This window comes from Eisenbergiella massiliensis (assembly GCF_003435485.1).
In genome coordinates this window covers 432373-447186 of the sequence record NZ_QVLV01000002.1, presented here as the reverse complement: position 1 = coordinate 447186, position 14814 = coordinate 432373, and the positions used below count along the sequence as shown (strand labels likewise).

Genomic DNA, 14814 nt, shown 5'->3' with positions numbered 1-14814 from the left:
GCCGGACTGTAACCAGTAAAGAAGGGGGATGGAAGTCGTGAAAGAGCGATTTAAGAACTTTGGCCATGAACTGAAAAAAAACAGGGCGCTGTTCCTCATGGCGCTGCCTGCGGTGCTCCTGGTCCTGGTCCTGTCATATCTGCCCATGTCGGGCCTGATACTGGCATTCAAGAATTACCGGTTTGACAGGGGGGTATTCGGCAGTGACTGGAATGGCCTGGAGAACTTCCGTTACCTGTTTTCATCGGGAACAGGATGGCTGATTACCAAAAACACAATTCTCTACAATCTCCTGAATCTGATTACCTCTCAGGGGCTTGCAATCATTCTTGCCATTATCATTTCTGAAATGCAAGGCAAATACTACAAGAAAATTACCCAGTCCGTTATCTTTTTTCCTTACTTTATTTCCTGGGTAATCGTCGGCGCTTTCGTCTACAACATTTTCAACTATGAAACAGGGCTTCTTAACGGCTGGCTTACTTCGCTGGGAATGGAAAAAATCAATGTCTATTCCATGCCGTGGGTCTGGCCTATCATCATCTGCTGCTTTAATGCCTGGAAGTGGTGCGGCTACAATTCCATTATTTACATAGCGGCCATTACCGGAATCGATGGAGAGTGCTACGAGGCGGCGCAGATTGACGGTGCAAATATTTTTCAGCGTATCTGGTACATTACGCTGCCCTGTATCAAGCCTACGGTAATTACCATGCTTCTTCTGCAGGTGGGCAGAATCCTGCGCGGCGATTTTGAAATGTTCTATCAAATCGTCGGAAATAACGGGCAGCTCTATAATGCAACCGATGTAATCGATACCTACGTGTTCCGTTCCCTGATGCAGAATTCCAATCTGGGAATGACGGCGGCGGCCACCTTCTATCAGTCCATTCTCTGTTTCATTATCATCATGCTGGTAAATACAGTTGTCAAAAAAATCGACGAAGATTACGCGTTGTTCTAGGGAGGGAGTGAGAAATTATGGCAGCAAAGGAACAGGTTATGGAATCCAGGAAAGTAAAAATGGGGACGGCTGCGATTGTATTCAATATAATCGGCTATATACTGGTAGGGCTTGTGGCAATCATCTGTTTATTGCCCTTTATCATGCTGATATCCGGTTCTTTTTCTTCGGAACAGGCCATCCGCTTTACCGGCTATGGACTGCTCCCCAAGGAGTTTACGTTGGAAGCATACCGGATTGTATTCAAATATCCGGAAAAAATAGCACGGGCGTACGGTGTATCCATATTTATTACGGTAACGGGAACCGTGCTGGGACTGTTTATCACTACGATGGCAGCTTATGTCATCAGCAGAAAGGACTTTAAATACCGTAATGTAATTTCCTTTTTCTTCTATTTTACGACGTTGTTTAACGGTGGAATGGTAAGCACCTACATTTTTTACATCCAGTACCTGCATCTGAAGGATAACTTACTGGCGCTTATCTTACCGGGAATGGTAAATATTTTCTATCTGCTCATCATGCGCAGCTTTGTTGCGGCGGTACCCATTGCACTGGTGGAATCCGCGAAAATAGACGGGGCGGGAGAGTTTCGGACCTTTCTCCAGATTGTCCTGCCGCTTCTGAAATCAGGGCTTGCAACCATCGGTCTGTTCATGGCGCTGGGCTACTGGAATGACTGGTACAATGCCATGCTTTACATGAACAGTTCGGAAAAATATCCGCTTCAGTACATGCTTTATGACCTGCTGCAGCAGACGCAGGCGCTGGCCAGAATCGCCAGCCAGGCGGGTATCCGGGTGGAAAGCCTGCCATCCAACACGTTGAAGCTGGCAATGGCGGTAGTGGCCACAGGGCCGATTATTCTGCTTTATCCGTTCGTACAGAAATACTTTGTTAAAGGTGTCACAATCGGCTCCGTGAAGGGCTGATGGATGATATATGAAAAAAAGGAGGGTTATAAACATGAAAAAAGCTTCTAAACTGATCTCCACGCTGCTTACGGTGGCCATGGTGGGAACACTTCTCGCAGGCTGCGGCGGCAGCAGTTCAAACACAACCACGACGGAGTCCGTTGCGGACAAGGGCACGGCTTCCACAGAGACAGCCTCATCGGGGGAAACAGGACTTGATACCTCGGAGGAGGTGGAGCTGGTAATGTACGTAGTCAGCAATGAGCCTGCAAAACAGCAGGAGCTGACGGACAACATGAATAAGATTTTTAAGGAAAAGCTGAACTGTACGCTGAAAATCAACTATATCGGCTGGGCGGAATACCCCAACAAGTATCCGCTGCTGTTCTCCTCAGGAGAAGCCTTTGATATGGCCTATGCCGCTACCTGGCTGAACTTTTCGGCGCTGGCACAGAAGGGGGCGTTCATGAATCTGGATGAACTTTGGCCCACCTATGCGCCTGATAATTTTGCCATGCAGTCGGAAACAGCCAAGCAGCAGGCTACTATCGACGGACATTATTACTGCGTTCCCACACTGCTGGCAACCTATTCCGCATACGGCCCTATGTGGCGCACTGATATTCTTGACGGAACAGACTGGGACGGCAAAATGGAAAGCTTTGAGGACATGGAAAAATACATGGATCTGGTAAAGGCCAACCGTCCTGAATTTGAACCCTACGACGTATGCTCCTCCGGTTCCGAAATGGATGACCTGTATATGTACAATAACGGGATGTATGCTATTAAGGGATCAACCAATGATTTTCTGTTTATTGATCCCATGGAAGAAAATCCCAAGCTTTTCACCTATTATGAATATGACAAAACCCCGGAATTCCTGGAAATGATGAATCGCTGGAATGAAAAAGGCTTTTTCAGCAAATCAGCCCTGTCCGATACGGATACGGAAAAAACGAAAAACGGGAAGGCAGCGCTGAAAATCCATAATGTTGATACTTTTACAGGACTGGTTATTGACAAACCGGAGTATTCCTTTGATTATGCGAATCTGGTGAAGGATGTTTCGAACCTGTCCTTTACACAGGATGCCATGGTTATTTCCAATACCTCCAAGCATCCGGAAAGGGCGTTGGCGCTCTGGAACCTGATTACTACGGACAGAGAAGCATTTGACGCATTCTTCTATGGCATCAAGGATGTTTCCTATGAACTGAATGATAAGGGCGAGGTAAAAACACTGGATCCTGACAACTATGCTGCATCCGCCATGTGGGCGGCCCGTACCACTGAACTGAACAGGGATGGCATCGGCACACCGGAGCGTACCACAGAGCTGAAAAAGGAATGGGATGCATATATTAAGGATGGCGTGGGAAGCCAGAAGTACCGTTCTTTCGTACTGGATACCTCTTCAATTGAAACGGAGTATGCGGCCTGTCAGAATGTGCATCAGCAGTACTGGTGGCCTCTGGAGCTTGGCTATACGGATCCGGTAAGCGGGCTGAAGGAATATCAGGAAAAGATGGAAGCGGCCGGTATTGAAAAGGTACGCGAGGTATTGCAGCAGCAGTTGGATGCTTATGTTGCAGGCTTAAAACAGTAAGAATTTAAAGCAATAAAGATTTAAAGCTAAGAAAAGTTTTAGTGTATAAAGGCGGCGGTAAATTTTCCGCCGCCTTTACGGGGTATTATGCCGGAAAGAAAGGGGAAAGGGATTTTTATGGAAAGAAGAGTGAAGGTATATTTGACAGATATCAGGAATGGCAGACGCCTTTCGGAAGAGACGCCGCTTGTTTTTAAAGCGGACAAACCAGGAAATGATGGTAATGAGGGACACGTCCTGAATGTATATGATCAGGTAAAGTATCAGGAAATCCTGGGTTTCGGAGGGGCTTTTACCCAGGCCGCCGCTGTGAACTATAAAAAGCTGGACGAAGCACAGAGGGAAGAGGTGCTGACTGCTTATTTCGACAGGGAAAAGGGGCTTGGCTACAGCTTCTGCCGCCTTACCATCAACAGCTGTGATTTTTCCACGGAAATGTATTCCTATGACGATACACCGGAAGATTTTGAACTGAAGGATTTTTCCATTGCCAGGGACAGGGAGGATGTGATTCCCATGGTCCATGCAGCCCGGGAAAAGGCGTCGGAACTGCTCTTGTTCGCTTCTCCCTGGAGTCCTCCGGCCTGGATGAAAACCAATGGGAAAATGGATAAGGGAGGATTCCTGCGGGCAGACTGCAGACAGGTCTGGGCGGATTATACGGCCAGATACCTTCAGGCCTATGAAAAGGAAGGAATCCCCATCTGGGGCGTTACCGTACAGAATGAGGCAAAAGCAGAGCAGGGCTGGGAATCCTGCCATTATGAGGCAGGAGAAGAACGGGATTTTGTGACAGGTTTCCTGAAGCCTGCTTATGAAAAAGCAGGATTGGGTGACAGAAAGATTTTTTTCTGGGATCACAATAAAGAGCGCGCGGTGGACAGAGGGCTGGAAACACTTTGCAATGAGCGGTCAAGAGCGGCCTTTGACGGCATAGCGGTTCACTGGTATTCCGGTGATCATTTTGGAGCGCTGGATGTTTTCCACCGCCTGTATCCGGAAAAGCTTCTTATTGCCTCCGAACAGTGCAAGGGGAGAGAGAAGCTGGCGTGGGAGTCGGGAGAGGCCTATGCCCATGATATCATAGGGGATTTGAATAACTGGGTGAGCGCGTGGGTGGACTGGAATATGCTGCTGGATGAAAACGGAGGCCCTGATCACTGGCTGGATGAGCAGCTTCAGTGGGAAAGCATCACACGGAAACGCCTGGAAAGAGGCCTGGAAATCGACTGGAAAAAGGAAGACTTCCGGAAGCTGATGGAGGAAGAGGGAATCTGGTTCGGCGAGTCGCCGCTTCTGTGTGATCATGGGGAAAAAAGCCTGCATTACGCCTCATCTTATTATTATATCGGCCATTTCAGCCGTTTTATCAAACGTGGGGCAAAGAGAATCGGCAGCTCGGTCTATACCTCGGATTTGGAAGTATGCGCTTTTCAAAATCCCGATGGCTCAATAGCCGTTGTGGCGATGAATGCATCGGAGGAAGTAAAAAAGGTGGTACTCCGGTTCCATGAAGAAATAGCGCAGACCTTTATCCCGGCGCACAGCATCGTAACCTTCATATTTTAACCGTATGTCTGGCAGGAAGAAAGCCGTTTTATCCTGCCTGACGAATACGCGCGCTTCAGCGGGCAGATAGGAGCAGAAATGGAAAATAACATGAAAATAAGAGGCGTAAATCTGGGTAACTGGCTGGTGCTGGAAAAATGGATGAGTCCAGCGCTGTTTGAAGGAACGAAGGCGGAGGACGAGGATGCGCTATGCAGGGAACTCCCCAGACAGGAGCTGATCGAAAGACTGACAGCACACAGAGGCAGTTATATTACAAGGGAAGATTTTATATACATCAGTGAGCGGGGACTGAATATGGTCCGCATACCCGTACCTCACTTTATATTTGGAGATGACCCGGTGTACTGTGAACCGTACGTGCCCTGTATTGAATATCTGGATCGTGCATTTGACTGGGCCGGTGAAACAGGCCTGCAGATACTGATTGACCTTCATACGGCGCCGGAAAGCCAAAACGGCTTTGATAACGGCGGCATCTGTGGTGTCTGTAAATGGGCGCAGAGTCCCGAACGGATTGACAGAGTACTCAAGGTGCTTGGAATGCTGGCGGAGAGGTATAAAAGCCATCCGGCGCTGTGGGGGATTCAGCTGTTGAATGAACCCATATCCGAACCGTTGTGGCAGATGATCCGTAGCAGATATCTCCCGCAGGATCCGGAAAGGGCGGCAGGCTCCTCCTTTGTACCGTTGGAGGTTTTATACGATTTTTACACCAGAGGCTATCATATGCTGCGAAGTATCCTGCCTCCGGACAAGAAAATCGTGTTCCACGATGGTTTCCGGTTTGAGGTATGGGATACTTTTTTCAGGGAAGCAGGTTTTGAAAATGTGGTGCTTGATGCGCACTGGTATCTGGGCATGGGACAGCCCGATGAAGATACGGATGAGCTTTCCTATATGAATGCCATATTAAAGGAAGACGTAAAAAAACTGAAACGAATGGAGGCAGTGGTTCCTGTAATTATAGGAGAATGGTGCCTGTCCCATAACCTGAAGCCCGGCAGAGAATATTCCGCATTGGAAAAACAGCTTTCCTACAGGCTTATCGGTGATGCCCAGCTTATGGCATGGGAATCGGCAAGCGGATATTTCTTCTGGAGCTACAAGCTGCTTTCCCAACCGGAGGGCTGGGATTTCAGGAAGTGCGTGGAAAAAGGCTGGCTGCCGGACAATCTGGAAAAAGGCTTCTGATTCCAGGCGAAGCCTGTGCCGATGATTTCCGCCTACGCTCCTTTTGAGTTCCTGCGGCTTCATTTTCCCGGGCTTTTCCGCCGGCCGGGGAAATGACCAGATGACAAAAGGTCCGGAAACAAAAATACCCGGAAACGGATTGACAAAGAAAAAAGTCTGTTATATAATGACACCGTTCATCGGAGGGTGAACCATTCGTAAGGAAATGGTAACCGGATAAGATGCTGGCTGAGATGCCTGCTTCTTATCCGGTTTTTTGTGCGGCGATTTTTAAGCGTCAGCTAAATATACATACAGAGAAAGGGAAACAGAAGATATGAAAGAAACGCAGAATTTTACAAAAGGAAATATTCTCACCTCCCTCGTCCGGTTTGCGCTGCCGGTGCTGGCGGCGTTATTTTTGCAGACGATGTACGGTGCGGTGGATATGCTGGTGGTGGGGCAGTTTGCCACGGCGGCGGATGTTTCCGCCGTTTCCACAGGAAGCTGGCTGATGCAGCTGATTACTTCGTTTGTGGTGGGGATTGCCATGGGTACGACAGTGCTTCTTGGACGGAGGCTGGGAGAAGGAAAGCCGGAAGAAGCCGGAAAAATCATCGGAGCCAGTATCGTTCTCTTTACCATCATCGGAGTGGTAATCACCTTTTTTATGGAACTGTGCGCGGTGCCTGTGGCGCAGATCATGCGTACGCCCATCGAGGCCTTTGACGCAACGGTCCTGTATGTCCGTATCTGTTCGGCCGGATCGGTTTTTATCGTTGCCTACAATGTGCTGGGCAGTATTTTCCGGGGAATCGGGGATTCAAGGATGCCGCTGGTTACAGTGGCAATAGCCTGTGTATTTAATATTGCGGGAGATTTCCTTCTGGTGGGCGTTTTCGGCATGGCGACGGCAGGAGCGGCGATTGCCACGGTTCTTGCCCAGGCGCTCAGTGTGATCATTTCCGTACTTATTATCCGGAGGCAGAAGCTTCCATTTACCTTCCGCAGAACGGATATTGTTTTTGACAGAAAAAGAATGGGAAGCGTATTCCGCCTGGGACTGCCCATTGCTTTCCAGGATCTTCTTGTGAGTATTTCCTTCCTTGCCATTACGGCAATTGTAAACTCTCTGGGAGTGATCCCTTCGGCAGGCGTGGGCGTGGCGGAGAAGCTGTGCGGATTCATTATGCTGGTGCCCTCGGCCTTTAACCAGTCTATGTCCGCTTTTGTAGCCCAGAATATGGGCGCGGGAAGAATGGATCGGGCCAAGCGCGCCCTGCTGTGCGGAATCGGAATGTCTCTTGTGGTCGGCGTGTTTATGGCCTGGCTTTCCTTCTTCCACGGGGATCTTCTGGCAGGGCTGTTCGCCAGGGATGAAGCGGTCATTGCGGCTGCCGCGGATTATCTGAAGGCCTATGCAATCGACTGCCTGCTGGTGTCCGTCATGTTCTGCATGATAGGCTATTTCAACGGCTGCGGGAAAACACTCTTCGTCATGCTGCAGGGCATTGCGGGCGCATTCGGCGTCAGAATCCCCGTGTCCCTCATCATGAGCAGAATCAAGCCGGTATCCTTGTTCAAGGTGGGCCTGGCAACCCCCTGTTCCTCTGTGGTACAGATTATATTGTGCGTTGGCTATTTTCTCCTGCTTTACCGCAGAAAACCCAAAAAAGAGGTAGTAGAGTAAGTCCTGTCAATCCGGTTCGCAGTCCTTCAGTGTAATATGCATCAACGAGGGTGTCAAATCTATTTAGCACAATGTAATCATTATCCGCCCCGGCACCCGTTAAGCTACAGGTCTGCATACAAATTCAACGTAACAGCCAGCCAATTCCCCGTCAGCGTTGCAGTGACTTCCCCGCCAAGCTTTTCCGCAAGCAGTTTCACAACAGCCAGTCCCAGCCCCGTGCTTCCCTGTGTCCTTGCGGCGTCCCCTGTATAAAAACGGTCGAACATCCGCTCCACGTCAGGGCGCGCCCCTGCTTCGACCGGATTTTCCATCCGCAGCATGATGCTCCCCTCCGGATTTTCTGAAAGGGAAATCCGGATATCCCCTGGACTGTAACGAACCGCATTGGTCAGCAGATTCTGCAGAATACGCTCCAGCATGCCCGGATCAGTACGTAAGAAAACAGATTTTTCGGGCAGCAGGATATCAGGATGTATCCCTCCGGCTTCCAGCAGAAATGCATTTTCCGTGAGAAAGTCAATGAGCAGGTTGGAGAGATTAACAGACTCTTTATGCGGCTGCAGCTGTTCGGAATTCAGGACAGAAAGCTCATAAAAGGCTTCAATAAGCTCATTCATACGGCGGGCCTTCCGAAGCGCTGTATCCGTCCTGCGCAGCTGTTCCTCTGAAAGAAAGGTGCGCTCTAACAGCTGCAGATGTCCCATAATAACGGTAAGCGGCGTGCGCAAATCATGGGAAATCCCGGCGATGGACTCCCTGAGCTGTTCCTCATGGCGCAGGGCACCCGCCGTAAGGGAGCGCTGTCTGGCATAGTGCCGGTTGATTTGCCCGGCAAGGCGCTCCAGGTCACGATCAGTGAGGGACAGCTCCAGCATTTTTTCAGTTTCGCCGTCCGCGAGCAGGGTAAGCTGCTTCGACAGATGACGGATTCCTTTTTTCAGCAGATAATATTTAGTACAGATAAAAACGAACAAAATACCGAAAAAAACGATGTAAAGACCGATGGCGTCCGCCCCCTTCCTCCCTGCGGTTTAAACTGCCCCAGCCCCAAAATTCTCCAGGCGGCGGCTGCAGGATATCCATAACTTTTCAATTACACTTTACAGTCACGTATCTTATTTCAGTTCACATCTCCTGAAAGCGCCCCAGGCCGCGGGAATCAGCACTGCATACCAGATCAGCGCCACCATCAGCCCTTCCGGATAGAACCAGTCCGATAACACGACAGCCTCCCTGATCTGGAAGGTGGGAAGAAAACGGACAGGAAATCCCAGCATCATGCCATAACCTAAGTAAAGAGCAAGCGTAAAGGTAACCAGGGCGGCAGCGGCAACGGATTTCGCCATGTCCCTCAGCCGGAAGCAGCAGAGCAGCGGCAGCAGGAAAAATGCGCTGTTTTGCAGAAGGGAATAAACCAGGGTTCTCAACACTGTCTGTAGAAATATGCCGCCGTCCGGAAGGCCAAAACGGGACAGCTCCCGCAGACAGCCCGCGGCTGGATAAATAAAAGCAGGCAGATTAAAGGCTGGAAGCAGCACCACGAGCCTGGCGGCAAAGATATGGGAACGTGAATGTCCGGCGGTGATTTCCCGGTCAATTGTCCGGCAGGAAAACTCCTGTCCCAGGAGAAAGGCGAGCAGGCAGGAAAGCAGGATCAGCAGAAAAGTGGAATCATAAATCATGCTGTTCCATATATCCGTTAAAGTTTTTGGCTCGCCGCCCGGATTCCCCGGGGAATCAATAAGATAGGTATCCGCCATAAGAAAACCAAGAACGAAAACAGCCAGTGTACTTATTTGGTAAATCCGGTTCCTGAACAGCTGATACCGTTCCATTTTTATCAGATTAAGCATAGCAACCTCCCTATTTTAAATCGGCATGACAGAATATAATGCCCGCGCCCGCAAAGCAGAGGAAAACCCAGGCAGCATCCACAAAAACAAGCTGTGTGAAGGGTATGGCCAGCTGTCCCAAAGAGAGGAAGCGAAGCTGCCCCATGGGAATAAAAGGCGCCAGAAGCTGTGCATCGGGCAAGTTGAGCAGAAAAATCATCAGAAAAAAGGCGCTCATTCCCAGGGAAAGTGTTTTCCCCACATCCCGGCAGACAAAAGCCAGGAAAAAGGGAAGGCTTCCCATGGCGCATACGGCCATAAAGATAACGCCTGCCTCAGCCGCCGGCCGGACAGTGGCTGGAAAACAGCTTCCCCCGAAGAAAAGATGTCCCCAGAGAGCCGCAGCAAATAGCGGCGCTGTCAGGATACAGCAGGATGCGGCGAGAAAAACAATTCCTTTTGCAAGAAACAGGGAAAGCCTCTTGTGTCCGGCAGCCACGGCGGCATGTAAGGTCCGGTTCTCAAAATCCACCCCCACAAAGAGCGGGCATAATATTATGCTGAGAAAATAAAGCAGCGGCGTATTGAACAGTGCGCCGGAAAAGCAGTCTGCCGCAGATGCGGGCAGCTTCCGGTCAAGCATCATCACGCTTCCCAGCAGCAGGGAAAAGACGAGCAGCCCGGGAAAGCTTTTCTGATGTACAAGCTTATACAACTCAGCCTTCAGCAGCTGTGCCATGTCGTCCCCCTCCTATCCTGTTTAGAAAATATTCTTCCAGAGTATCTCCCTCCTGCTGCAGTCCGGTAACAAGGATTCCGGCATCCGACAGGATCTGCGCCGCCAGTTCCGGCTCATCCGTATGCTCGTACAGGCGGATGCTTCCGTCGGGCATAAGCTGCATCTCTTCCGTATCCAGCTTTTGCTCCAGAAGAAGAAGGGCCTTCTGCGGGTCCTTTGTGCGGATGGAAAGACAGCGTTTACAGCGTTCGTCCAGTTCCCTGTCCGTAAGCTCTTCTATAATGCGTCCCCTGTCAATCAGGATAAAATGGGAAGCCGTCTGATAAAGCTCCTCCAGGATATGGCTGGATACGAGAATGGTTATGCCGTATTCCCGGTTCAGCTGGCCCAGCAGCCTTCTGATTTCCACAATGCCGGCGGGATCGAGGCCGTTGACAGGCTCATCCAGAATCAGGAACTCGGGAGTGCTTAACAGTGCAAGGGCGATCCCCAGACGCTGCCTCATTCCCAGGGAAAAATTCCGGGCCTTTTTCTTTCCGGTATCCTGAAGGCCTACGGTTTTCAGACAGCCGGGGATGATGCTTTTGTCGGGAATTCCTCTCTGGATTCTCTGAACCTCCAGATTCTGCGCCGCGGTAAGATTGGGGTAGAGGGCGGGTGTTTCGATCATGCAGCCGATGCGCCTGCGCTGCTCCTGCAGCCCGGACGGCGTGCTTTTCCCCCATAAGGAAAGTTCCCCCTGCGTGGGAAAGGAAAGTCCGGTAATCAGCCGCAGAAGCGTGGTTTTCCCCGCGCCGTTCTGGCCGATGAAGCCATAGATTTCCCCTTTTTCCAGCCGCAGGCTGACATGATCCAAAGCGGTGGTATGTTTATATTTTTTTGTCAGTGCGTTTGTTTCCAAAACAGCAGTATTCATAGCGTCAGCTCCTTTCTAATCCCAAGTCTAAGGCGAAAGGTTAAAGAATTTCTTAAGTGGACCGGGAAAATATTAAAAAAAGAATAAAGCCGAAGGTTTTTTCCCTTCAGCTTCTATGTAAGCGGTAGCCGATACCCCAGATAGTATCAATATATTCCTCATCGGGGGAGAGCGCCTTCAGTTTATTTCTCAGGTTGCTGATATGGACGTTAAGCGTATTGTCTTCACTGAGATATTCACAATCCCAGACGCTTTCAAACAGATTGGCCTTGGAAAAAATCTTGTCCGGATATTGCAGAAGAAGCTCCAGTATCCGGTATTCCTTGGCCGTCAGGGAAAGCTCGGCGTCCTTTATAAAAGCGGTATTTTTATCCTCGTCCAACAACAGTTCACCGCAGCGCAGCCGCCGCTCAGGCTTTGCGCTCAGCGCGGCTCGCCGCAGATTGCTTTCAATACGGGCCAGCACCTCCTCCAGATCAAAAGGCTTGGTCACATAGTCATCGGCGCCGGAGCGCAGAAGGTCTATTTTATTGCGGGTGGTTCCTTTGGCGGAAATGATGATGACGGGAACGGCCCAGCCGGCGCGTATGTCCGTCAGTACCTGATCACCGCTGCGGTAGGGCAGCATGAGATCAAGAAGAACCAGATCCGGCCTGTATTCCTGCAGAACCTCAGGAACATGCAGCCCATTATATAAGCAGGAGGCCTGATATCCGTTTTCCAGCAAAAATTCGGATAAAAGCCCGCTGATTTCCAAATCATCTTCAATAATCAGTATCCTCGCCATTCCTTTTCCTTTCCCGCAATGCGCGCCGCAGTCCGGCACTTCTGAATCACTTTCTTACAGACAGTTACCATTTTACAACAATTTACGCGCCGGGACAACCTGCCCCGAAGCTGCATAAGCCAAAACCGCGTTACCTGCGGCACAGGCGTGGAACCGCAGGATGGATGAAAACGGCCATTCCCCACTATTTTACATTTGACTGGGACTGGAGAAAAACGTATCATGATTACAGATTCTCATTCAAAAACTGACATTGAAACAGCATAAGCACCAGGCGGCGAAACGACTGATTATAAGATGTAAGCCTGCCTGGGCAAAATTGAAGGCAAACAGAAATTGGAAGCACACAGGAGGACGATAGTTGGAAGAAAAGAAAAAGGACAGCCTATGCGGCGGCGCCTGCCCCTGCCCAAGAACGAAATGTGAGCGTTACGGCGATTGTGAAAGCTGCAGAAAGAAACACACGAAAAGCGCCCCCTACTGCGAAAGAAAGAAGGGAAAAGCGCCGGCCCGCAAAGCTGCAGAAAAGAAGGGCCGGCGGGCTGAGGGGACGCAGACATTATAAGGTAAGTACGGCAACGGTCCGGTTTCCAGAAATTTTGCCGTCCGTTGTGATATTTCCTCAAGAAAACGTAGTTAATATATGAAGGCTCGCAGCAGTTAATCCGACAAGATGCCTGTTGCGGCCGGAATACATAGGTCTGCCTGCCTGAATGGCGGCAGAATGAGGGAGAAGGCAATGGATGATGAAAAAATTATAGAACTGTTCTGGGAACGTTCTGAGCAGGCCATTTCTGAAACTGCGGATAAATATGGGGGCATCTGCCGGAAAATCGCATGGAATATCCTGGGAAATGAAGAGGATACGCAGGAGTGTGTGAACGATACCTATCTGGGAGCCTGGAACAGCATCCCGCCCCGGCGTCCGGGAGCGCTGCGGGCCTATCTATGCAGAATTGCCCGGAATCAGGCGATAAAAAAATACCGGCTCAATACGGCGGCGAAAAGAACCTGTGAGCTGACCTGTGTGCTGGAGGAACTGGAAGACTGCATTCCCGCGCCGTCCTCCTGGGAGGTGGAGGATCAGATCGAGGCCAGAGAGCTTGCAGGGTATCTGGAGGAATTCCTGGATACCCTGAAGGAGCGTGACAGACTGGTTTTTCTGCGCCGATACTGGTTTGCCCAGCCGGTAAAAAGTATCAGCAGGGAATGCGGCGTCACGGAGCATCATGCGGCGGTGATTCTGGAACGGAGCCGTAAAAAACTGAAATGCTTTCTGGAGGAAAGAGGTGTGCGGATATGAAATCTGAGCTTTTGTGGGATGCAATGGGGCATATTGACGAATCACGTATTGAAGAGGCGCTGTGTCAGCCGGAGGACAGGCCGGCAGGAAAGAAAAGAAAGAAGAGCAGACTGAAAAAAGGGATCGCGTCTGCAGCCGCGGCTGCGCTTGTCATCATGGTGGGGACTCCCCTGCTGGCTGCGGAAAGTCCGGCTTTTTACCAGGCCCTTTATTCGGTTTCTCCTTCTGCGGCACAGTTCTTTATTCCGGTCAGGGAGGCATGTGTTGATAATGGGATACGGATGGAAGTGGAATCCGCCGGCCTGGAAGGAGATACTGCCAGGATTTATGTTTCCCTTCAGGATCTGGAAGGAGACCGAATCGATGAAACGACGGATCTTTTTGACAGCTATGCCATCAGACGCAGCTTTGACAGTGTTGGTACCTGCAGCAGAGTCGCCTATGATGAAGAAAACAGAAAAGCCACTTTCCTTATAGAGATAACAGCCATGGGCGGCAGTGACATCAAAGGCGGCAAAATCACTTTTTCCGTAAGGGAATTCATCAGCGGCAAAACTGCCAGGGAAGACATTCCCTTAGAACTGAAGCCTTCGGACCTTGCACAGCGTGAGATTACCGGAGTGCTGACCGATCCTGTGATTACGGGCGGCAGCTATTCCTGGGAGGCACAGCAGGACTTCGGCGTTTCCATAGAAGATGAGACTGCCATGGAAGAACTGGAGAAAAAACTACCCACTACAATGCTTGTTCCCGGAGAAAGCCTGTATTCCCCCATGGAAAACATGGATATTTCAGCGGCCGCCTATATGGACGGCATGCTGCATATTCAGCTCCGTATGAAGGAATCGTTAACGCTTGATCCACACGGTTTCGTTTATCTGATGAATGAAAAAGGGGAACGCATCGATTCTTATTGCGCTGTTTATTTTGCAGAGCATACGGAATCCAATGACCTGCGCGTGGACTATGACGAGATGATGTTTAAGATCCCGAAGGAGGCGCTGGAAGAATACCGGCTGTACGGAAGCTTTTACACGGCAGGAAGAAATGTAAAGGGTGACTGGAGAGTTACCTTTTCCCTTTAAATATCAGACTACTGCAGGAGCTGTCGGACAGACCGGTTGATGCCGCCTGCGGATACCCTCCGGCTGGCCACATATTTCCCGGATGGCCCGCATGACGTATTTTCCGGTGGTGTGTTTTGGGCGGATATGATATAATGTCGTCGAAGACGACATTATATCTGCGCATTCTGGTTTCTGCGCTTGCCGCAGAAATCCAGGCGCTAAATTCCGCCGGAGGCTCATATCCG

Annotated in this window: 14 protein-coding genes; 9 read left to right on the top strand and 5 right to left on the bottom strand. The window is 50.2% G+C overall.

All coding sequences use genetic code 11. The annotated features are described in order from the left end of the window. The first annotated feature begins 28 nt into the window (after window positions 1–28). The 6 genes from DXC51_RS04620 (at window position 29) to DXC51_RS04595 (ending at window position 7922) form a co-directional block, all read left to right on the top strand. A complete protein-coding gene (locus DXC51_RS04620; RefSeq protein WP_021636071.1) occupies window positions 29–964 on the top strand; it encodes an ABC transporter permease in 936 nt (311 codons plus the stop codon). Window positions 965–981: 17 nt separating this feature from the next. Next, on the top strand, window positions 982–1899 hold the full coding sequence (locus tag DXC51_RS04615) for a carbohydrate ABC transporter permease (RefSeq protein WP_021636070.1): 918 nt from the start codon (window positions 982–984) through the stop codon (window positions 1897–1899). A gap of 34 nt (window positions 1900–1933) precedes the next feature. Continuing rightward, window positions 1934–3490: an ABC transporter substrate-binding protein gene (locus DXC51_RS04610; protein WP_181970022.1), complete on the top strand. Its 1557-nt coding sequence runs from the start codon at window positions 1934–1936 to the stop codon at window positions 3488–3490. Between the two features lie 117 nt (window positions 3491–3607). Further along, the gene (locus tag DXC51_RS04605) at window positions 3608–5059 is read left to right on the top strand and encodes a glycoside hydrolase family 30 protein (RefSeq protein WP_117544026.1); all 1452 of its coding nucleotides are present in this window, start codon (window positions 3608–3610) and stop codon (window positions 5057–5059) included. A gap of 78 nt (window positions 5060–5137) precedes the next feature. Continuing rightward, on the top strand, window positions 5138–6253 hold the full coding sequence (locus tag DXC51_RS04600) for a glycoside hydrolase family 5 protein (RefSeq protein ID WP_243003123.1): 1116 nt from the start codon (window positions 5138–5140) through the stop codon (window positions 6251–6253). A gap of 316 nt (window positions 6254–6569) precedes the next feature. Next, complete coding sequence (locus DXC51_RS04595; RefSeq protein ID WP_117543914.1) at window positions 6570–7922, top strand: MATE family efflux transporter; 1353 nt, start codon at window positions 6570–6572, stop codon at window positions 7920–7922. 104 nt (window positions 7923–8026) lie between these two features. Here the strand turns inward: DXC51_RS04595 and DXC51_RS04590 are convergent, their stop codons facing one another. From DXC51_RS04590 to DXC51_RS04570, 5 genes are all read right to left on the bottom strand, one after another. Then, a complete protein-coding gene (locus tag DXC51_RS04590) occupies window positions 8027–8899 on the bottom strand; it encodes a sensor histidine kinase (RefSeq protein ID WP_243003122.1) in 873 nt (290 codons plus the stop codon). Between the two features lie 141 nt (window positions 8900–9040). Beyond that, a complete protein-coding gene (locus DXC51_RS04585; protein ID WP_025489621.1) occupies window positions 9041–9778 on the bottom strand; it encodes an ABC transporter permease in 738 nt (245 codons plus the stop codon). Window positions 9779–9788: 10 nt separating this feature from the next. Next, on the bottom strand, window positions 9789–10496 hold the full coding sequence (locus DXC51_RS04580) for an ABC transporter permease (protein WP_025489622.1): 708 nt from the start codon (window positions 10494–10496) through the stop codon (window positions 9789–9791). Further along, complete coding sequence (locus tag DXC51_RS04575) at window positions 10474–11412, bottom strand: ATP-binding cassette domain-containing protein (protein ID WP_021636059.1); 939 nt, start codon at window positions 11410–11412, stop codon at window positions 10474–10476. Before DXC51_RS04575 ends, DXC51_RS04580 begins: the two co-directional genes overlap by 23 nt. Before the next feature lie 106 nt (window positions 11413–11518). Beyond that, window positions 11519–12199: a response regulator transcription factor gene (locus tag DXC51_RS04570; RefSeq protein WP_117543910.1), complete on the bottom strand. Its 681-nt coding sequence runs from the start codon at window positions 12197–12199 to the stop codon at window positions 11519–11521. Window positions 12200–12560: 361 nt separating this feature from the next. Here DXC51_RS04570 and DXC51_RS04565 point away from each other — a divergent pair, with 361 nt between their 5' ends. The 3 genes from DXC51_RS04565 to DXC51_RS04555 all read left to right on the top strand — a co-directional run bounded on the left by DXC51_RS04565 (window position 12561) and on the right by DXC51_RS04555 (window position 14587). Continuing rightward, window positions 12561–12764 carry a hypothetical protein gene (locus tag DXC51_RS04565; RefSeq protein WP_025489623.1) on the top strand — a complete coding sequence of 68 codons (204 nt, stop codon included), beginning with the start codon at window positions 12561–12563 and terminating at the stop codon, window positions 12762–12764. 174 nt (window positions 12765–12938) lie between these two features. Continuing rightward, window positions 12939–13502: an RNA polymerase sigma factor gene (locus tag DXC51_RS04560; protein WP_117544024.1), complete on the top strand. Its 564-nt coding sequence runs from the start codon at window positions 12939–12941 to the stop codon at window positions 13500–13502. After that, a complete protein-coding gene (locus DXC51_RS04555; RefSeq protein WP_117543908.1) occupies window positions 13499–14587 on the top strand; it encodes a DUF4179 domain-containing protein in 1089 nt (362 codons plus the stop codon). The genes DXC51_RS04560 and DXC51_RS04555 overlap by 4 nt, the downstream gene beginning before the upstream one ends. Window positions 14588–14814 lie beyond the last annotated feature (227 nt).

Bases quoted from the DNA above. Each gene is read 5' to 3' on its own strand.
- DXC51_RS04620 (WP_021636071.1), top strand. From the start codon at position 29: ATGGAAGTCGTGAAAGAGCGATTTAAGAACTTTGGCCATGAACTGAAA.
- DXC51_RS04615 (WP_021636070.1), top strand. From the start codon at position 982: ATGGCAGCAAAGGAACAGGTTATGGAATCCAGGAAAGTAAAAATGGGG.
- DXC51_RS04610 (WP_181970022.1), top strand. From the start codon at position 1,934: ATGAAAAAAGCTTCTAAACTGATCTCCACGCTGCTTACGGTGGCCATG.
- DXC51_RS04605 (WP_117544026.1), top strand. From the start codon at position 3,608: ATGGAAAGAAGAGTGAAGGTATATTTGACAGATATCAGGAATGGCAGA.
- DXC51_RS04600 (WP_243003123.1), top strand. From the start codon at position 5,138: ATGGAAAATAACATGAAAATAAGAGGCGTAAATCTGGGTAACTGGCTG.
- DXC51_RS04595 (WP_117543914.1), top strand. From the start codon at position 6,570: ATGAAAGAAACGCAGAATTTTACAAAAGGAAATATTCTCACCTCCCTC.
- DXC51_RS04585 (WP_025489621.1), bottom strand. From the start codon at position 9,778: ATGCTTAATCTGATAAAAATGGAACGGTATCAGCTGTTCAGGAACCGG.
- DXC51_RS04580 (WP_025489622.1), bottom strand. From the start codon at position 10,496: ATGGCACAGCTGCTGAAGGCTGAGTTGTATAAGCTTGTACATCAGAAA.
- DXC51_RS04575 (WP_021636059.1), bottom strand. From the start codon at position 11,412: ATGAATACTGCTGTTTTGGAAACAAACGCACTGACAAAAAAATATAAA.
- DXC51_RS04570 (WP_117543910.1), bottom strand. From the start codon at position 12,199: ATGGCGAGGATACTGATTATTGAAGATGATTTGGAAATCAGCGGGCTT.
- DXC51_RS04560 (WP_117544024.1), top strand. From the start codon at position 12,939: ATGGATGATGAAAAAATTATAGAACTGTTCTGGGAACGTTCTGAGCAG.
- DXC51_RS04555 (WP_117543908.1), top strand. From the start codon at position 13,499: ATGAAATCTGAGCTTTTGTGGGATGCAATGGGGCATATTGACGAATCA.